The sequence below is a fragment of the Butyrivibrio sp. YAB3001 genome (assembly GCF_900112195.1).
In the GTDB taxonomy this organism is placed as follows: Bacteria; Bacillota; Clostridia; order Lachnospirales; family Lachnospiraceae; genus Butyrivibrio.
The window spans coordinates 1-19,761 of record NZ_FOKR01000018.1 but is presented as its reverse complement, the minus strand read 5'-3'; the positions used below and the strand labels follow the sequence as shown (position 1 = coordinate 19,761).

The 19,761-nt window shown below is 36.6% G+C and carries 19 protein-coding genes and 1 tRNA gene; all 20 read left to right on the top strand.

Annotated features, from left to right (window positions below; all coding sequences use genetic code 11):
* The first annotated feature begins 109 nt into the window (after nt 1-109).
* The 20 genes from BM086_RS16055 to BM086_RS15960 all read left to right on the top strand — a co-directional run bounded on the left by BM086_RS16055 (nt 110) and on the right by BM086_RS15960 (nt 19,381).
* Entirely contained in the window at nt 110-3,256 is a 3,147-nt protein-coding gene (locus BM086_RS16055) for a DUF6240 domain-containing protein (RefSeq protein ID WP_092329368.1), read from the top strand.
* Between the two features lie 10 nt (nt 3,257-3,266).
* The gene (locus tag BM086_RS16050) at nt 3,267-4,439 is read left to right on the top strand and encodes a flagellin N-terminal helical domain-containing protein (protein ID WP_092329363.1); all 1,173 of its coding nucleotides are present in this window, start codon (nt 3,267-3,269) and stop codon (nt 4,437-4,439) included.
* Between the two features lie 163 nt (nt 4,440-4,602).
* Nucleotides 4,603-5,079 (top strand): flagellar export chaperone FliS, encoded by a 477-nt coding sequence (locus BM086_RS16045; protein WP_092329358.1) that lies wholly within the window; start codon nt 4,603-4,605, stop codon nt 5,077-5,079.
* A gap of 313 nt (nt 5,080-5,392) precedes the next feature.
* Nucleotides 5,393-5,785, top strand: a complete 393-nt coding sequence (locus BM086_RS16040) for a prepilin peptidase (protein ID WP_255367856.1) — start codon at nt 5,393-5,395, stop codon at nt 5,783-5,785.
* A complete protein-coding gene (locus tag BM086_RS16035; RefSeq protein WP_092329348.1) occupies nt 5,782-6,816 on the top strand; it encodes a hypothetical protein in 1,035 nt (344 codons plus the stop codon). The genes BM086_RS16040 and BM086_RS16035 overlap by 4 nt, the downstream gene beginning before the upstream one ends.
* Nucleotides 6,800-8,044 (top strand): CpaF family protein, encoded by a 1,245-nt coding sequence (locus tag BM086_RS16030; protein ID WP_242952242.1) that lies wholly within the window; start codon nt 6,800-6,802, stop codon nt 8,042-8,044. Before BM086_RS16035 ends, BM086_RS16030 begins: the two co-directional genes overlap by 17 nt.
* Nucleotides 7,980-8,744 (top strand): type II secretion system F family protein, encoded by a 765-nt coding sequence (locus tag BM086_RS16025; RefSeq protein ID WP_141107768.1) that lies wholly within the window; start codon nt 7,980-7,982, stop codon nt 8,742-8,744. Before BM086_RS16030 ends, BM086_RS16025 begins: the two co-directional genes overlap by 65 nt.
* 7 nt (nt 8,745-8,751) lie before the next feature.
* Entirely contained in the window at nt 8,752-10,212 is a 1,461-nt protein-coding gene (locus tag BM086_RS16020) for a type II secretion system F family protein (RefSeq protein ID WP_092329339.1), read from the top strand.
* Nucleotides 10,213-10,425: 213 nt separating this feature from the next.
* Nucleotides 10,426-10,599, top strand: a complete 174-nt coding sequence (locus BM086_RS16015; RefSeq protein ID WP_092329614.1) for a Flp1 family type IVb pilin — start codon at nt 10,426-10,428, stop codon at nt 10,597-10,599.
* On the top strand, nt 10,583-12,022 hold the full coding sequence (locus BM086_RS16010; RefSeq protein WP_092329334.1) for a DUF5702 domain-containing protein: 1,440 nt from the start codon (nt 10,583-10,585) through the stop codon (nt 12,020-12,022). The genes BM086_RS16015 and BM086_RS16010 overlap by 17 nt, the downstream gene beginning before the upstream one ends.
* The gene (locus tag BM086_RS16005; RefSeq protein WP_141107767.1) at nt 12,012-12,932 is read left to right on the top strand and encodes a hypothetical protein; all 921 of its coding nucleotides are present in this window, start codon (nt 12,012-12,014) and stop codon (nt 12,930-12,932) included. The genes BM086_RS16010 and BM086_RS16005 overlap by 11 nt, the downstream gene beginning before the upstream one ends.
* Nucleotides 12,919-13,371: a prepilin peptidase gene (locus BM086_RS16000; RefSeq protein ID WP_175560326.1), complete on the top strand. Its 453-nt coding sequence runs from the start codon at nt 12,919-12,921 to the stop codon at nt 13,369-13,371. The genes BM086_RS16005 and BM086_RS16000 overlap by 14 nt, the downstream gene beginning before the upstream one ends.
* Complete coding sequence (locus BM086_RS15995) at nt 13,364-13,804, top strand: TadE family protein (protein WP_092329320.1); 441 nt, start codon at nt 13,364-13,366, stop codon at nt 13,802-13,804. The genes BM086_RS16000 and BM086_RS15995 overlap by 8 nt, the downstream gene beginning before the upstream one ends.
* A gap of 2 nt (nt 13,805-13,806) precedes the next feature.
* A complete protein-coding gene (locus BM086_RS15990) occupies nt 13,807-15,198 on the top strand; it encodes a DUF6382 domain-containing protein (RefSeq protein ID WP_175560325.1) in 1,392 nt (463 codons plus the stop codon).
* A 44-nt stretch (nt 15,199-15,242) separates the two neighbouring features.
* Entirely contained in the window at nt 15,243-16,253 is a 1,011-nt protein-coding gene (locus BM086_RS15985) for an SCP2 sterol-binding domain-containing protein (RefSeq protein ID WP_092329312.1), read from the top strand.
* Between the two features lie 26 nt (nt 16,254-16,279).
* Nucleotides 16,280-16,924, top strand: a complete 645-nt coding sequence (locus tag BM086_RS15980; protein ID WP_175560324.1) for a rhomboid family intramembrane serine protease — start codon at nt 16,280-16,282, stop codon at nt 16,922-16,924.
* Entirely contained in the window at nt 16,924-17,328 is a 405-nt protein-coding gene (locus BM086_RS15975) for an HIT family protein (RefSeq protein ID WP_092329303.1), read from the top strand. The genes BM086_RS15980 and BM086_RS15975 overlap by 1 nt, the downstream gene beginning before the upstream one ends.
* Nucleotides 17,329-17,349: 21 nt before the next feature.
* On the top strand, nt 17,350-18,192 hold the full coding sequence (locus BM086_RS15970) for a fumarate hydratase (protein WP_092329298.1): 843 nt from the start codon (nt 17,350-17,352) through the stop codon (nt 18,190-18,192).
* A 356-nt stretch (nt 18,193-18,548) separates the two neighbouring features.
* Complete coding sequence (locus BM086_RS15965) at nt 18,549-19,094, top strand: Fe-S-containing hydro-lyase (RefSeq protein WP_092329293.1); 546 nt, start codon at nt 18,549-18,551, stop codon at nt 19,092-19,094.
* Between the two features lie 199 nt (nt 19,095-19,293).
* Nucleotides 19,294-19,381 (top strand) — tRNA-Ser (locus tag BM086_RS15960).
* The last annotated feature ends 380 nt before the right edge of the window (nt 19,382-19,761 follow it).

Genomic DNA, 19,761 nt, shown 5'->3' with positions numbered 1-19,761 from the left:
TAAGCCGAAATAGAAGGTGATGAGTGGATACTCATCACCTTTTTTGGTATAAGACCGGCAGGCGACATTCTATTTAATTCAGCTTTTAAACATTCATTTGAGGTAATCCATGAATATTAGTTTTCAGACTATAACAAGCAGAAAGCACGAAGAATCATTAAATACCCTTGGAACAGATTCAAGATATTCAAGGGAAATAGCTGCTAGTTCAAAGCAGGCAAATGTTGAGTCTGTATCAATACAGCTTGATTCAAGTTTTTTTAGCAATGAGGCATATTCAGACCATACTAAAACTGCAGAAGATATCCGTGAAATGGCTGAGAATACTGATGTTATGACTCAGCACAATTATATGGCGCTGTTGTCAAATACCATGTCAAAAGAGGATTTTGCAAAAGCTGTTGAAGATGGTTTTGATATAAAGACTATCAACAGTGCAGAAACTGTTACAATTCTCGATAAGATAAAAAGCGTTTTATTGCAGGCAGGAACTATGGTCACAGGATACAATGATGATCTTAGTCTTGAAAAACTTGCAAAAATTACGGGAAGCATGGCTTTTGCAAAAGAACTGTCTAATGACTTTCATGAGTCTGATGTTCCTGTGACTTTAGAAAATGTAAAGGCTGCCGGAATAGCATTCAAAGAAATTTCAGAGATAGATAATCTTGATGACAGTGCAATCAAATATATGGTCACTAATGAGCAGCGACCTACAATCGAAAATATTTATTTTGCTGCTCACAGCACTAACGGTCAAAACATAGCAGGAAAGGGGTATTATGCCCAGGATGCAGGCGGTTACTATGCTCAGAAAGCTGACAGCTATAACTGGGAGCAGCTTGATGAACAGATAAGCAGGATAATAGATGAATCTGGCCTTGATAGTAAAGATGATGAGGTCAGAGAAGAAGCAAGATGGATTGTTAAACAGGGAATACCTCTAACTCCAAAATCATTGAAAGCAGCTCATGAGATAAAAGCCATCGATTTTCCTATATCAGAAGAATTAAGCGCGAAGGCTATAACTGCAGCCATAGCGAATGGAACAAAAGCAACTAATGCTGATCTTGCAGATCCCAGAAGCAACTATGAAAAGGCATCTGACTACAAAAAGGCAGTAGAAGAAATAAGCGATAATGACATAAGAACAGCCATTGAAGGGGAAAAAGAACTAAATATTAGAAACCTTTCTGAGCAGACAAGGTTAAATATAGAAAACCCAAAGCTACCTTTGGAATGTGAAATTACAGAGCAGGAGCCAAGGTTTATAAAGGCGAGACTTCAGCTCGAGGAAATAAGGCTCAGAATGACAACCGAAGCTAATAAACAGCTTCTGGACAGTGGTTTTAGCATTGACACAGAACCAATGGAGAAGCTGATAGAAACATTGAAGACTATTTTAGGCCAGGCTTCGGATGAGGCAGCAGGAGATGCAATAGACGAGATTACCGGCGTAACACCGCAGAACAGAGAATATATTATTTCTGCAACGATAAGCAGCGTTTCAATAATCAGTAATGGCCCTATAGGAATTACAGGCTTAATGCTAGATGAGATGGAAACAGCGCCATTGTCACAGATAAGCGATAATTCCAGGAAGATGGTGGCTGATTACCAAAGAGCCGGACAAGAATATGAAACTATGATGACAAGGCCCAGGGCAGACCTTGGAGATAATATAAAGGATGCATTCAGGAATGCTGATGAGTTGTTAAAAGAACTAAATATGGAAGTTACTGAGGATAATAAAAGAGCAATAAGAATCCTTGGTTACAATCAGATGGAGATAAAGAAAGATAATTTCGAAAAGGTAAGAGCCTGGGACCAGATGCTCAAAGTAACACTTGAAAGGCTAAAGCCAGGGGCAGTTCTTGACCTTATAAGAAATGGGAAAAATCCTCTCGGTATGACAATAGATGAACTTGCTGCAAATCTTAATGAGAATGAATCAAATAAAGATGGCAGGGGAAGTAAACGCGATTCAAGAGGAGAAGAGAAATATTCGAGATTTCTTTATAAACTTGAGCACAAAAAAGAAATAACTGAAAAAGAAAAGCAGGCATTTATTGGAATCTACAGACTTTTTTCAACGATAAAGGCAAATGATTACCAGGCAATCGGATCAGTTTTAAAGACTGGCCTTGAAATGACATTGGGTAATTTGCTACAGGCTACAAGAACTCAGAAAACTGCAAAAAGAGGTATGGATTACACAGTTGATGATGCTTTTGGCGGAATTTCAGTTGAAAATAAAGAATTCGGATTAAAAATTGATGAACAGATAAGTTCAGCATTTAGGTATTACAGTGCGCAAGCCGATATAGTATATGAGAATCTTGAACCCGAAAAACTGATGGCGGCAAAACCTGATGAGAGTACTCTTTTACCGGAACTTGCAAGGAAACTTCAGGAAGAGGAAAAAGATAAGGAACTCGATGAAGACTATAATGCTAATCAGGTGAGGTACATAAGAGAGAACATTGCTGCAAAGGATACGGATGGGGCTGCAGAAGAATTAAGGTCGCTTGGAATAGAAGTGAATTTCAATAACCTTGAAGCTATGATCTCCAATAGAAGAGAGCGTAGATCCGGAAGTATCTGGGATAAGGCACAGCAGCTTAGCAAAAAGGAAATATCAAAAGAGCAGTCATTGCTGGTGGATGCTCTTGGAGAAGATGACTATGAGGAAGTATATAAGGATAGTCTGGAAAATATTTCCGATAAGCTTAGTGAACTTCTGATGAATGATGACGATACATATATCGACGTCAGAGCAATTTCTCTTATGCAAAGAAGACTTTCTATAATGAGTCAGAGCTCAGATAAAGGAAGTTTTGATGTACCGGTAGAAATAGACGGGGAAAAGATTACCATGCACATTACCTTAAGAAGTGATGACAGCATGGATTCAAGGATGGAAGCCAGTATTCAGACTTATGAGTTTGGTCTTTTGACAGCAAACTTATACGAAAAGAATGGAATCATTAGTGGAATGCTTACAACAACTAATGCCCAAAGCTCAGAAGAAAGTGAATATCTGGAAAGCGTTAGATCAAAAATGTGCGTTAATTTGGCTGAGAAATTAAAGGATTATGGTGTAGCCCAGGATAAAATAGCAATCCTTTACCACGCGCAGAGACAGCCTATCTCAGTAGGGAAAACTAATGCAAATGCCACGGATGGCAGCAATAAAAAAACTACAGACACAAAAGTGCTTCTGACCATGGCAAAAGCGTTTATAGAAGCGCTTTAAGGAGGTATAAATGAGAGTAAACTACAATGTCTCAGCGATGATAGCTAATAACGCGCTTAAAAGAACAGATACAAAATTGTCAGATTCCCTTGCAAGATTATCAAGTGGTATGAAAGTAGTAAATGCCAAGGATAACCCATCAGGACTTGCGATGTCAAGAAGGATGAATGCCCAGATAGAGGGAATGAATGTGGCAAATGACTCTGCAAATGACGGCATTTCAATTGTACAGATTGCAGATGGCTCTTTATCGTCCGTACATGAGATTCTTCAGAGAATGAATGAGCTGGCAGTAAAGGCTAGTACAGATTCTTTGACAAATGATGACAGAAAGGTAATCCAGTCTGAAATAACACAGTTAAAAGATGAAATCGAGAGAATCGCTCAGACAACTCAGTATAACGGACAGAATCTTTTGGATGGAAGCTTTGACTTAAAAGGCTATGCAACCGTAGGAAATGATCCTGCTACAGCAAAAACAGATGTCGATGCGGCAATCAAAGTTATTGGTTTTTCTGACGTTATGGAAGAAGGCCAGTATGTAATATCAGGCCTTAATATAACATACGAAGAAATAGGGCCTAAAGGCGCTGAGAAAAAGAAAATAGATATTCAAAATCCGGCAAATGTTACGATAACAAGAGATGGCGTTGATTACATGAACCAGAATATGAACGTGGAATGTATGGAAGATGTTCTTGTTATCAGTGACAGTACAGGAAAAAGCATAAAGATAAAAATAGACAAGGATTTAAGTGAGAACCTCAATATTGATCTTACCACCACTGGTTCTATGACTATGCAGGTAGGAGCAAATGAAGGACAAAAGCTTGATATCAGAATCCCTAAAGTATCCCTTAATACCCTTGGAATCTACAACCTTGATGTATCACCAAGTAGTGATGAAGCAAGATTTGGAGTGGATAAGATTAAGAATGCGATTTCAGAAATTAGCAGTATCAGAAGCCGACTCGGCTCATATCAGAACAGACTTGAGCATACCGCAGGCAACCTTGATATTTCCGTTGAGAATATGACGGCTGCATATTCAAGGATCATGGATGTTGATATGGCAGAAGAAATGACATTCTATTCAACACAGCAGGTTCTCTCACAGGCAGGAACATCGATGCTTGCACAGGCAAACGAGAGACCTTCACAGGTATTGCAGCTTCTGCAGTAATGGAGTGTATCACCACACTTATATTGTAGCTAATAATGATTTATATTAGGTTAGAAAACGATATAACAGTATATTTGTTTTCGATTAACCCGACTTAAAGCGTTGTCATCAATCGTCAATGTTGCAATTGCAATGAGTTCTACAGCTTTTTGAGGAAAAGAAAATGACACAGGAGAAAAAACAGGAATTAACACTTAGAATTTCACAGGCAAATAAAACACAGATGATAACCATACTGTATGAAATGGTGATCGAATACCTTTCTGACTCAAGGGACGCCATAAGTCTTGGTGAAAAAGAACTTTCAGAAAGATATCTCACCTATGCCCAGTCCTGTATAGATGAGCTGATACGGTCAGTGAATCGAAGTGTTGAACTTGGAAGAAACCTTCATGAGATTTATATCTTTTCCAAGAAAGAACTATTGCTTGCAGGAGTAACCGGAAATATTCACAGAATATGGAAGGTGGAAAATAATTTTAAGTCACTTCACGATGCATACCTTGAGATTGAAAATACCGATACAAGTGGTCAGGTTATGGGAAACACACAAGCGGTTTATGCGGGGCTTACATATGGCAGACACAGTTTAAATGAAGCTGTTGCGGCAGGGCAGATGAACCGCGGATTTATGGCATAAACCAAATTCTTAAGAAAAGATTAATAATATTAATTTTAGGCTGGTATTTAATATTGAAACGACTGATAAAAGTCGAAATTAAAAAGGAGCGGATACAGATGATTGCAATAATAATTGTCTGTAATCCGCTCTATTTGCTGAAAAAAATGAGATAAAAAGTGTTCGATTTTAATCGAACAAATTATTAATCTCGCTTGAAAATATGCGGGAATGCGGGTATTTACAAAGTGATAACAAGGTGATAAATTCTATAAACGCGAGCTCGAAATACGATGTTCGAAAGGAGTGAGTTGTAATTAAAGCAGTAGTACTCTTGTTTTTGTCAGGAGCTGTATTAACTGATCTATGTAAAGACAAGATATATAATTTATGGGTTGTCCCGGGAATGCTAACCGGTCTTATCATCGCCCTTTTCCAGGGAAGAGGAAGACTTTTAGATGCACTTTTTACAGTGGCGGTGTCATTTCTAATCCTGATTCCGGTATATCTGGTGAAAGGTATTGCGGCGGGCGATGTAAAACTATTATTATCTACAGCATCTTTTTTATCATTGCAGGAAATGTATTCCTGTCTGCTATTTTCTTTCCTCATTGCAGGAGCAATTTCATTGGCAGTTCTTGTTTTTTCACGTAAAAAGAAAAAAACAATACACTTTGCTGTTCCGGTACTGGCAAGCACATTTTTGGTTTTGGGAGGTTTAGTATGAGTAAATGCAGACTGGCTATATGCGATACTGATGAGAATTATTGTCGCAGATTGGATCTGTATCTGAGAGAACATTTAGGACTATCCTTTGAGATTTTTTCTTTTACAGATTATGAGATAATGAAAAATTTTGCAAAAGAAAATGAAATCTCTCTTTTGATGCTCTCAGAAAACATTTACGAAGATATCATGAACTTTGGAATGAAGGCATTTAGCAAGAATATTATGGTGCTGGATGAAGGCCTTGGAACGGTGAATATGGTATGCGAGAGCATGATAGATGAAAATGCTTCGATAAAGCATGTGAGCAAATTTCAGCCCGCAGCGAAAATTGTACAGGGTATCATTGATTACTGCACGGAATCTTCCGAAGATTTTGAAGGGCTCGGAACGGAAACTCTTTCAGGAAAGGGACAAATTATCGGATTGTATTCACCAATCAGTAAATGCGGGCAGACCAGATTGGCAGTAAGCATTTCAGAAAAACTTGCGCAAAAGTCGAAAGTAATATTTTTAAGTCTTGAGAGCTTTTCATCCCTTGCAGTAGATCTTGGGATTGATGGAGAAGATGATATTACTGACCTGTTGTATTATGCAGATTGTGAGAAAAATAAGATTGGTCTTTATCTTGAGAAAATAAAGAAAACGAGGAATGGAGTAGATTTTATACTCCCTGCCAAAACTGCAATGCAGGTAAGAGAAATCAATTCGGAGAGATTAAAGGAACTGTTATTTATTCTTATCAATGAGTGTGGATATGATTACTGTATAATAGATATGACTGAATATGTGGAAGACTTTTTCGAAATTGAGAAAATGTGTCATAAGATTTTTACTATTACAAAACAAAATCCGTCAGATGAGCATAAGATAAGAACATATGAGGAAGTCTTAAAACAGAGTGAACAGGATGAAATTATCGCAAAAACAGTTAAATGCCCGCTTCCGGAAATGAGAGATATCAAGGGCTTTGACCTATTTACTGAGAAACTCCTTGAAAGCGAGGGTATCATAATTGAACAAGAGCCTTGAAGACATTAGAAAGTCAGTACGGCAGCAGGTTCTCAGTACTATTGATCTGTCAAAAGATATATCTGATGAAGAAATGTTCGAGCTTGTGGATAAAGAACTGTCAGAGACGCTAAGGCATATGGTCATTTCTGTAGCTGATAGAAAACGGCTTAGGATACAGATTTTTCATTCGATTCGAAAACTGGACATATTACAGCAGCTCTTAGATGACCCTGAAATCACAGAAATAATGATAAACGGCACAGAAAATATTTTTTTGGAAAAGAAGGGAGAGATTACAAAATTTGATGGCAGATTCGAGTCGCGTGAAAAACTTGAAGACGTAGTTCAGCAGATTGTTGCATCTTGTAACAGGGTAGTTAATCAGTCGCAGCCTATAGTTGATGCAAGACTATATGGAAGCCGAGTGAATATAGTAATGGAGCCGATAGCACTTAATGGACCTATCATTACCATAAGACGGTTTCCTGACAAGCCTGTCAATATGGAAAAACTAATTGAATTTGGCTCAATATCCCCTTATTTGAGAGATTACCTTTCTGTCCTTGTTAAAGCTGGTTACAATATTTTTATTTCAGGTGGAACCGGATCCGGTAAGACCACTTTTCTAAATGCATTATCCGATTTTATTCCCAAAGATTTACGAGTAATTACCATTGAAGATTCAGCGGAACTTCAGATTCTTGGTGTGCCTAATCTTGTAAGGCTTGAAGCTAGAAATGCAAATGTTGAAGGCTGCAATCCTGTAACGATAAGGGATTTGATCAAGTCATCCCTTAGAATGCGCCCGGATTGGATTATCGTTGGAGAAGTAAGAGGTGGAGAATGCGTTGATATGCTCCAGGCCATGAATACCGGGCATATGGCGATGTCAACCGGTCATTCCAACAGCGCTCACGATATGCTTTACAGAATAGAAACAATGAGTCTCATGGGAATGGGAGAACTCCCGCTTTCTGCGGTTCGAGGTCAGATATCTGCGGGAATAGATATAATCGTTCATCTTGGAAGATTAAGGGATAAATCCAGAAAAGTTTTGGAAATATGTGAAGTGGGAAAAGAGCTTGATGAAAACGGGAAGATACCGATGAATACACTTTTCAGGTTTGAGGAAAAAAGTTGTGGAAATAACAATAAAATAGTTGGGGAATGGAGGCAGATGAGTGAATTACAGAATATTGAAAAGCTTGCGGCAGCAGGCCTTAGCTTACCCAATATCCAGAAATGACATCTTGTTTATTGTTCAGGGAATCATAATAGTAGTACTTTTCGGAAAACTTTTTTATGATTCATGGATTGCCACTTTTCTCTTTTCACCGATGATAATTCCTTGGGTAATAATGCAAAAGAAAAATGAAAGCAAGAAGAAATGCAGGATTTTGGGGATTCAGTTTAAAGATGCAATTTTTTCTGCTCTTACAAGCTTAAAAGCCGGTTACTCAGTGGAAAACGCATTTATCGATGCAGTTAAAGATATGGAGATGTTGTATGGAAAAGATAGTGATATTTTAGCGTGTCTTACAAAAGTAAACAAAGGTCTTCGTAATGGAATACCTTTAGAAAAGCTGATCATGGACATAGGCAGAGAGAGTGGAAATGAGGATATTCAGGACTTTGCATCAGTTTTTCTTGTAGCAAAAAGAAGCGCCGGGAATATGACGGAAATAATTGAGAGAACGATTGATATTATTTCACAAAAAATAAACGTTGAGAAAGAAATAGATGTCCTTATTAGTGCCAAACGACTTGAAGCAAGGATTATGAACTGCGTTCCGTTTTTTATTATTTCCTATATCAGCATTACCAGCCCGGGATTTTTTAATGCGCTCTATCATAATGTTTTTGGAATTGTGATAATGACAATCTGTATGATCATATATTGCATCTCGTACCTTCTTTCTGAGCGTATTGTGAATATTTCAGTGTGAGGTTTTTATGATTGTTTTTATCTATTTTATTGTCCCATGCGCCGTCGCAGTCTTATGGTTTTTATCCAAAGATATAGAAGATTTGCAGGAAATTAAAGAAAAAGGAATATCAAGGCAGCTATATAGAATATCATTATTTGTTTACCGTACATTAATGAAACAAAAGAGACTCACGCAAACTCATAAAATTCGTGAATTTATCAAGAGCCTTGGAACTGAAAAAGGACTGGAATTGGCAGAAGAAAAATACTATGCGCAAAAGATAAGCATAGTGATACTTATAAGTCTTTGCGGAAGTTTTCTGGCATTACTATTATTCATTTCAAATAAAAATGCAGGCGAAATAAGAGATGGATTTTATATTTCAAGAAATCTACCTGGTAAAGGAGAAAAGAGATTAGAACTTGTTGCAAATGACAGTGAGGGAAATCCTCTCGGAGAATTCGAAGTATGTGTTGATGAAATGGTCTATACACGAAAGGAACAGAATAATCTTTTTGAAAAAGCAAGTGCTGAAATGGAATCTCTAGTTCTGGGTGATAATGAATCTTTAGACTATGTAACGGAAAATCTTAATCTTGAAAAGAAAATAGAAGGATATCCCTTTGAAATATCCTGGAAAAACGATAATTTGGATGTCCTAAGTTATAGTGGTGAGCTACAGAAAGACAACATTCCTAAAGAGGGCGTGATAGTAACGCTTTATGCAACTTACAAATATGATGGTAATTCATGGGAACAGGTATTATATGCTCGCATAATGCCCCAATTACTAACTAAGGCAGAGATTGTTTTTAGACAAATATCAGATCTTTTAAGTGCAAATGCAGAGAACACTAAATATGAAGAGGATATGTTACTGCCAAAGAATTGTGAAGAGAGTGAGATAATCTGGCACGAAAAAATAGAGGATGACAGCCTTCTTCTGTTGATAATCACGTTAATAGGCGCGGCCTTGACTTTTGTATTAAAAGACAAGGAATTAAAAAGAAAGGCAGATGAAAGAAACAAAATCCTTGAGTATGAATATCCTAAACTGGTTTCGCAACTTGCACTCTATCTTGGAGCGGGAATGACAATGAGAAATATTTTCTTTAAGCTCTCTGAGAATTATACGGCTAAGAAAAAATCAGGAAGCTCTGAAAATTATATGTATGAAGAAATACTGCGAACAACAAGAGAGCTTTCAGCCGGTAAATCGGAAGCTGAAGCCTACGAAGGACTCGGATACAGGTGCAAAGGGCAGCAGTATACAAGACTTAGCACTCTTCTTTCACAGAATCTGAGAAAAGGTAACAGTGAATTGCTTACTCTTTTAAATGAAGAGACCAAACGCTCTTTTGCAGAAAGGCTCGAAAGAGTGAGAAAAGAAGGTGAAGAAGCGGGAACAAAACTTCTTTTGCCAATGATACTAATGTTGCTGATCGTCATGATAATAATCATGATACCGGCATATATGACATTCTAATGAAATACTGATTAAATCAGTGATTCTTAATACAAGATCTAAACGACAGATGAAATCAGTGATTCATAAAACAGGATTTGAATGACTAATGAAAACATTGTTTCATAAAAAGATTTATATGACTAATCAAATCAGTGTTTTACAAAATAAAATTTGAAAGGAAAAGACATGAAAAATATTTTAAACACAACAAAAAACACAGGAACAAAATTTATGAACGGAGTAAAAGCATTCTGGCAGGATGAAAACGGGATGGGAACTGTTGAAGTTATCCTGATTATCGTTGTGCTGATCGGACTTGTAATTGTCTTTAAAAAACAGATAAACACTATTGTAGATGATATCTTTAAGGCAATCAGGGAAGAAACACGTGAAATTACAAATTAAAGGATATATTACAGTCTTTTTATCGCTATCAATAATGATAATATTGTCGCTTGTTCTGGCTCTTTTTCAGGGAGCCAGGATTGGCGCTGTAAGAATGAAAACGGAGTGTGTTGCAGATATAGCAATGAATTCCGTTTTGGCTGAGTATAGCAGAGAATTATATGATCAATATGGACTTTTAATGGTGGATACATCCTATGGAACTTCATCTCATTCAGTTTTAAATATGAAGGAGCATTTGAAAAATTATGTTCAGAAAAACTTTGATAGAAGTTTAGTGGGAGGAATAACCAATGCCCAGACAATGACAGCTATGAAGTGCAAGGATGTAAAGATTGAAGGTTTTTCTGTGGCGACGGATAATAACGGAGCTGTTCTTAAAAGACAAATACTTGCATATATGGCGGGCAATCCTATAGAAGGACTGCTTACTGATGTTCTTGATAATACAAATAAGCTTAAGGATAGTAAACTTGATACAACTGATGTGGCGAGTCTTGCAGAAGAAAATCAGGAGCTCATAGATTCAGTTGAACTTCCAACAGTGGAAAATGATGAAGGTGAAGAAGAAACCCTATCAATAGGAAATCCGGCAGATGCAGTGAATTCACAAAGGTCGGTAGGAGTGCTTAGCCTGGCTATTCCTGATAAGGATAAAATTTCCCGGGCTGTGGCAGATATAGCATCTTTGGCATCGAAAAGGGAGCTTAGTAAGGGAACAGGGCTTGATGATGAAGAAGAAATATCAGCTACTGAGAATCTTCTTCTGGATGAGTATTATTATGAAAAATGCAGCAGATATTCTAAAGAACTTGAAAAGTCGGCTTTAAAATATCAATTGGAATATCTTGCTTTTGGTGAAAACAGCGATTGGGCAAATCTTGAAAAAATGGCGCAGACTCTGCTTATGTGGAGAGAAGCGTCAAACATGATGTATTTATTTTCCTGCCAGGAAAAAGTGAAAATGGCAGAAACCTTGGCAAATACTCTTTCAGTTCTTTTGTTTGTGCCGGAACTTGCAGTACCAATCAAGTATTCAATTCTTTTCGCATGGACATTTGCTGAATCAATATCAGATCTACATATTCTCTTTGGAGGCGGGAAAGTGCCTCTTTTCAAAAGTGATTCCACATGGAAACTATCAATTTCTAATATGCTTTCATTTAAAGAACATTTGGATTCTTCAGGTTCGGAAGAGGGTCTGGATTATACAGGGTATCTAAGAATGAAACTTCTTATGACGGATTCGGATAAAAAAATATCAAGAATGATGGATGTTATCGAAATGGATGTCAGGAGAACTGATGGTAATTCCCAGTTCATGCTTGATTATTGTGTTGATATTTTCAAAGCAGAAATTGATGTTGAGACAAAATCCGGATATGAGTGCACGATTGAGAGGGCATATGGGTATGAAAGATAGTGAATGCATGAGTGGAGATAAGGGCACTTCTTTGTTGTTGAAAAAGATAAAAAAAATAAGAAGAAAAATAATGTCACTCCAGACAATCAGAAAGATAAAAGAAGTGTCTTTGTCTGCATCCATGACATTGGAAGCATCCATCATTCTTCCGCTTTTTATTTTTTTCTTTATCAATATCATAGCAGTAATTGACATTATATATGTTCAATCTGAATTGGAAGCCTGTCTGCATCAAGTGGGAAATGAAACTGCGATGCTGGCTTTTGATATGAGAACCGGTGAAGAGGTTTTACAGTTAGATGAAGATAGCAGAGCAAAGAATATTACTGAGATGGGAACACTTGGGCTTCATGCAGTAAGTGAGATTCGTGAAAGGCTTGAAGACAAGCTTTCTGGCAGCGCAGTAATGGATGGAGTAAAGTCACTCAAATTTTCGTCATCCAGGATAATGTACGAGAATGACATCATAGACATAGTGGTTGATTATAAGGTTCATCCCATAATAAGACTTGCGGGTTTTAAGGAATTCCCGGTGGAGGCGCGTTTTTATGGCCATGCCTGGACCGGATATGATATTTCAGGTGGAACTGATATAAATCATAATGAGGAAGAAGTTGTTTTTATAACCGAGCATGGAACTGTTTATCACAGAGATTCCGGCTGTAAATATCTAAATCACAAGATCGAAAGCATACGTTATGAAGATATTGAGAACAAGAGAAATCTTGATGGGGCCAAGTACTATTCCTGTGAGTATTGTGGAAAAGGTATTGCAGGCGGGAATGTTTTTATAACAAATTATGGGAAGAAATATCATACAAGGCTTAATTGTCCGGGATTAAAAAGAAATATATATGCTATACCAATTTCTGAAGTTGGAGGAAGGAGTCCATGCCATGGATGTGGGTGACAATATTATTTTTAAGATACTGATAATAATTCAATTTTTGATAATGATCTATGCATCTATAAAAGATATGAAAAATAAGGTGGTTTCGATTTGGGTTCCGGGTTTGTGCGGAATGATTTCAATAATAAAAACAATATTGGATTTGCTTAATGGAGATTTGGAACCAACAAACATCGTACTTTCGCTGATTCCAGGGTTGCTTTTGATAATCATGAGCTTTATGACTTCCGGGGGAATCGGGAGCGGAGATGGAATTGTGCTTTTAGCAATAGGGCCTTTATTTGGATTAGAAAAAATATATGGAGGAGTTCTTTTGGCTTTCGCATTTTGCAGTTTGATGTCTATTTTTTTGCTGGCTACGAAAAGAGCAAATAAGCAAACACATCTTCCATTTATCCCTTTTATTACATTAGGAATGGGAGTGATCTTATTTGCGTAAATTTAATGGATACATGACAGTTGAAGCTTCATTTGTTGTTCCTATAGTTGTCTGTGCTTTTATTTTTATCATATATATTTCGAATTATATGTATGCAAGGTGTATTTTGGCGCAAGACAGCTATATTCTTGCTTTTAGGGCTGCAAATGAATTGGATGAATATGGAAATCCGCAGGCTTATATTCAGGAAAAGAGTGAACTTATATTTGCAAAAAAGTATTTTGGAAACAGAAAACCAAAATTTACTGCTAAGCAACAAGGAAAGACGGTTGTAGTGACAGGCGAGACAGAAACAAAACATTCATTTGGAAGATATTTTGGACTGCCTGAGAATGGATGGAAGCTTGAGGCAAGAGAAAAAGCGAAAGATACTGAATATGCAAAGCATATCAGGACAATAAAACGTTTAAAAGATATTGGATTAGGAGAATGATCATGGATTACAGATATTGCAGAGAGTTAAAACATAATTATCTTATTGTTAAGAGTGATGAAAAAGAATCAGGGAATAAACAGAACTATCAGATGAAAATAATGGAAAAAAGCAGGATTGACAGTTTTATTCCATTTGATAAAAGGGTTATTAATGGTGAAACATTTCTTTATTATAGAATAAATTCAATGCAGAGTATAAAGGATAGATTTTCAGCAAGAGGAATGAGCAAAGATCAGCTTATTAAGCTCTTTTCTTCGTTAAAGCAGGCTTTGGAAAGTCTTGAAGAATATTTACTTGGAATAGAAAATGTGATTCTTGATTCAAAGAGCATTTTTATGGATTTTACCAAGGAAAACTATAGATTTATGTATTATCCATTTGGCAAGACGGTTGATATTTCAAAGTTTGTGGATGAATTGTTTGAACTTGTGGATCATGAGGATGAAGACGCTGTTGAGCTGATATATGATTTGTCAGAAAAATCCCAGATGGAAAGTTTTTTACTTCTTGATTACATAGAACAAGTAATTTCAGAATCTCAAAAAGAAGAAAGTGTTTATCAAAGTATGTCAGAAGATTATCGTTATAGTCAGAGTCTGTCTGAAGAAAAGGATTTCTTTTCGGAACAAAATACAGATTTCGATGAAGAACAATATGAAGAAAAACTTGAGATCAGGAATAAGGAGACCAAAAAGACCGGAGTAGTACAACTAATATTTGCAGTTCTTTTTCTTCTATTAATGATTGCAATGATGTATATAAGAATGAACTATATTTTGACAAGAGAAGAGAATTCTCTCTCAATGATAGTACTTGCAGTTTCAGTAATTAGTGGTCTTGTTGCGTTTGTTTCAGGGATTAAAGATTTTTTATCAAAAGATGATAAAAAAATAGTAAGTAAAAAAACTGTGATTGACGATGAGACGGAAGGCATAAAATATGATTATTATAATGAAATTCAAGATACGGATAGCGAATATATAAATATTGAAGGGTATAAAAAGTCAGTTTCTGTAAAACCAGCAGATGCATCAGAGATAAAAATGTCAAATTCAGATGAAACTGTAGTTCTTGATATAGACGATGAAGAGGACAGAGGAATTACTTTATACAGTAGCAACACTGACAAAACTTTCAAGATTGTTCTTGATAAATTTCCCTTAACTGTTGGAAAACTTGAGGAGTGTGTTGATAAAGTGATAAGTGATATGAGTATTTCAAGAATTCATTGCCGCTTTTCAGAAAACTCTGAGGGTAAAATTACGATAACCGATCTTAATTCCACAAATGGAACATTCAGGAATGGTCTTAAACTCAAGCCTCAGGAAGAAAATGTAATAGAAGAAGGCGATGAAATAAGGATAGGCAGAATTTGCTTCGACTGCAGGTGAATTGTGGTATAATACCTATAAACTAGTTGGAGGGGTATTTTCTTATGAAAATCAATATCTATTATGGCGGCAGAGGGATAATTGATGATCCTACTTTGTACGTAATATCACAGATCACAGCAGTTTTAGAAGAATTAAATGTAAAGGTACAGCAATACAATCTTTACGAACAGAGGAATGGAATAACCGCTCTTCCTAATACTCTCAAGGACGCTGATGGCGTCATCCTTGCATCAACAGTAGAATGGTACGGAGTTGGCGGATATTTAATGCAGTTTTTGGATGCATGCTGGCTTTACGGCGACAAGGATAAGATTAAAGAGACATATATGGCGCCTGTTGTAATGTCAACAACTCATGGCGAACGTGAGGGTATGATGAGTATAGCCGCAGCCTGGGAAATGCTTGGTGGACTTCCTTGTGATGGTATGTGCGGATATATTGCGGATACCACTAAACTAGAGAATAGTGCAGAATACTCTAAGATAATCGAAAAGAAAACGGAGCATATATATAGAACAATTAACCAGAAAATGCCTGTTTTCCCTGCCAGCAATCAGGCAGTTATCAATAAAGTTGCAGTTGCAAAGGGCATCGATCTTACACCACAGGAGTCAGAGCAGCTTTCTGAATATGCATCTGACGATAAATTCGTGCGCACGCAAAAAGAGGATCTGCAGGAGCTTGCAAGCATATTCCGAGATAAAATGGGCCAGGAAGAATCTGCCTCAGGTAATTCTGATGAGTATATTAAAAAACTCACAAAGAAGTTTACTCCGGTGGCAGGAGTTTGTGCAAAGTATAAGATTTCATTTCTGGATAATGCAAAGCTAAAACCCATCGTTATTGATGTAGATAATAAGAATTGCGATCTTCGAACCGGAGATGAAGATGAATGTGATGTGGTTATTTCTACAGACCAGCATATTTTTGAAGATATTCTCAGTGGAAGAATGACTTTCCAAAGAGCATTCATGGCGGGGAGTATTAAGATGAAGGGAGATTTCAAGCTTCTTAGGAGCATGGATCAGCTGTTTGAACTCATGGCTGAGTGATGTACCGGCGTCTTGAAAAATATCACATGCCTGATAATATTAGAAACGATGAATTTGTAAAAAGACAACAGCAGATATACAAGTCAGGAATTATTACTATTATTCTACTTGCAATAAATATTATTGTATTCTTGCTTAGCAATACACTTATGCATGAATTATATTCTGAAGGTGTGATGTTTACTTCCGCAGTGGTTATTGATGGGGAATTATACAGAATTGTAACAGCAATGTTTCTTCATGCTGATATTAATCATCTTTTTAATAATATGATCATGTTGCTATTGGTAGGGGCAATCATTGAAAATTATCTTGGACATGCCCCATATCTTTTTATGTATTTTTTGGCGGGAATATTTGGAAATCTTCTATCAATGTCATATGAGATAAGAAATGACCTTACCTGGGTATCACTTGGTGCAAGTGGCGCCGTTATGGGACTTGTCGGCTTTATGTCAGTATGGATAGTTATTAATAGAAAGCAGCTGGTAAAAGATAAATCCATGCTGATAAGACTTATTTTACTGCTTCTTTTTGTAATTGAATCCTGCTTTTTCCAACAGGGAGCAAATACAGTAGCGCATTTTGGCGGCTTTTTAACAGGTTTTGTATTTGGAATAATTAATATAATATTGTTTAATAATAGGAAAGATATGGAGGGAATAGCTTAATGGACGGATGTATTTTTTGCAAAATTGCTAATGGGGAAATACCTTCAAACACAATTTTTGAAAACGATGAATTTAGAGTAATTTTGGATAATGGACCTGCAACAAAAGGACATGCTTTGGTACTTCCCAAGAAGCATTATGCAGATCTTTTTGAGATACCTGAAGAAACTGTTGCAAATGCAGCTATAGTTGCTAAAAAAGTAGCGCAGAATATCAAGGAAAAGTTGAATTGTGACGGTCTGAATCTTGTTCAGAACAATGGTGCTACTGCTGGACAGACTGTTATGCATTTCCATTTACATATTATTCCAAGATATGAAAATGACGGTCAGCACATTCTTTGGAAACCAACGAGCCCTTCAGCAGAGGAACTTGTTGATATAAAGAACAAGATTGTAGGTTAAAGTTTTTAAGGAGTAGGAACTATGCGTGACATTCATGTATCAGAAATCTCAGATACGGTTAAGAATATGTGCATCGATGTTAATTATGAGCTTTCTGAAGATATGAAGAGAGCTCTTACAGACGCACAGGAAAAAGAGGAATCTGAACTCGGAAAACAGATTTTTTCTAAGCTTCAGGAAAATTTAAAAATAGCAAAAGAAGACCAGATACCTATCTGTCAGGATACAGGAATGGCAGTATTCTTTGTGGAGGTCGGACAAGAGGTTCATTTTGTGGGCGGAGACATTACTGCTGCTATAAATGAAGGCGTAAAAAATGGCTATACCGAAGGATATCTAAGAAAATCGGTTGTTGGAGATCCTTTGATAAGAAAGAACACCGGTGATAATACTCCGGCTGTCATTCATTACAGCATAGTCCCCGGAGATAAGGTTAAGATAACATGTGCCCCCAAAGGCTTTGGCAGTGAGAATATGAGCAGAGTTTTTATGCTTAAGCCTGCGGATGGTGAAGAAGGTGTTAAGAATGCAGTGGTCCAGGCTGTCAAGGACGCCGGACCAAATGCGTGTCCTCCGATGGTAATAGGTGTGGGAATTGGCGGAACCTTTGAAAAGTGTGCCCTTCTTGCGAAGGCTGCGCTTCTTAGACCCGTTGGAGAATCATCTGAAATAGAATATGTCGCTGATATGGAAAAAGAGATTCTGACTAGAATAAATGAGACAGGAATAGGCCCTGCAGGTCTTGGTGGAAAGATTACAGCTCTTGCAGTTAATATCAATACATATCCGACTCACATTGCTGGATTGCCGGTAGCAGTAAATATTTGTTGCCATGTGAATAGACATATAACCAGGATACTGTAGAATAAAGTCAGACTATAGATACAATTATTTTTGCAAGGAGATAATAACATTGACTTGCAAGTTGAAATTACATTAGCACTATTCAAACCAAGCATATAAGGGAGCTTTTTAATTATAAATATTTGATAACTTGCAATTTATTTGTTTTTTAGAAAGTTTACTTGCAAAATCAAGGCTAAAAATAGTTGCAATTACGTCGTATATAAGTGGTAAGGAAATAATATATGAATTGTGTTAAAAAACACAACAATAGTAATAGCATGGTTGAATGATAAGTGTTTTACATATGTGGATTATTCTTTTTGTATTAAATAATTACAATAAGACAGTGTAATAGTAATGAAAGTGAGATCATTATGGAGAAATATCTTTCGCTTCCAATCTCGAAAAATGAATTATTAGAATTGAATGCCGGTGATATGGTATATATCACTGGAATAATTTATACAGCAAGAGATGCAGCACATAAAAGAATGTCTGAAGAAATTAAAAATGGAAGATCATTACCTTTTGATGTTAATGGAAACATTATATATTATATGGGACCATCACCGGCCAGAGAAGGAAGACCAATAGGATCCGCCGGACCTACAACAGCAAGCCGTATGGATAAGTATAGTCCACAATTACTTGATATGGGACTTGTGGGAATGATTGGAAAAGGAAAACGATCCGGTGAAGTAATTGCTTCAATAGTTAAAAACGGAGCAGTGTATTTTGCTGCTATTGGAGGAGCAGGAGCACTTCTTTCAAAATCGATTTTCAAATCAGAAGTTGTTGCATACGAAGATCTTGGTACTGAAGCAATAAGAAAATTGGAAGTTGAAAAATTTCCTGCTATAGTGGTTATTGATTCAAAAGGCAATAATCTCTATGAAAATAATACACAAATTCAGAAATAATAATTGTTAATGCCTATATTTTAAAGAATAATTTAATGTGGAATTTAACTTTTCACTTCAGTGTTCAAAAATTATTTAAACAGTTTAAAAAATATAATTGACAAAGCTAATAGTACTTTGTATAATAACACTTGTGTCTTAACTGTTTGCACAAGACACAAGAATTCAAAACCGCATATTGGTAGAGGAGTTCAGACATGGAGAAATACTCAAGTGGCTGAAGAGGCGCCCCTGCTAAGGGTGTAGACCGTTCGCGCGGTGCGCGGGTTCAAATCCCGCTTTCTCCGTTGAAATCAAGTGATAATTACTAATATAGTAATTATCACTTTTTCTTTTGCTATAAAACTATTCATGCATGATTGTGTATATATAAGTGAGCTATTGTTTCTTTGATTCAGAGTAATAAAATTCTATTCCAATATATAATTCGATATTGATTCGTATTTGCGCGATAGAAATATGTTGCATATATGAATCTGTGATCAATGGGAGAGTGCTTCTGGTGGAATCGTTTCTTAAATGAATATGCATTGTGTAAAGATGTTGAAATATAATCTAGTGTACTGTCTAGCTCATATTCAATCAAATAACTTGTATCTCAATTTCATATGCTACGTCTGAAAATCTTGACAATGCCCGCATTGCCTGCGATTTATCATCCTTGCCT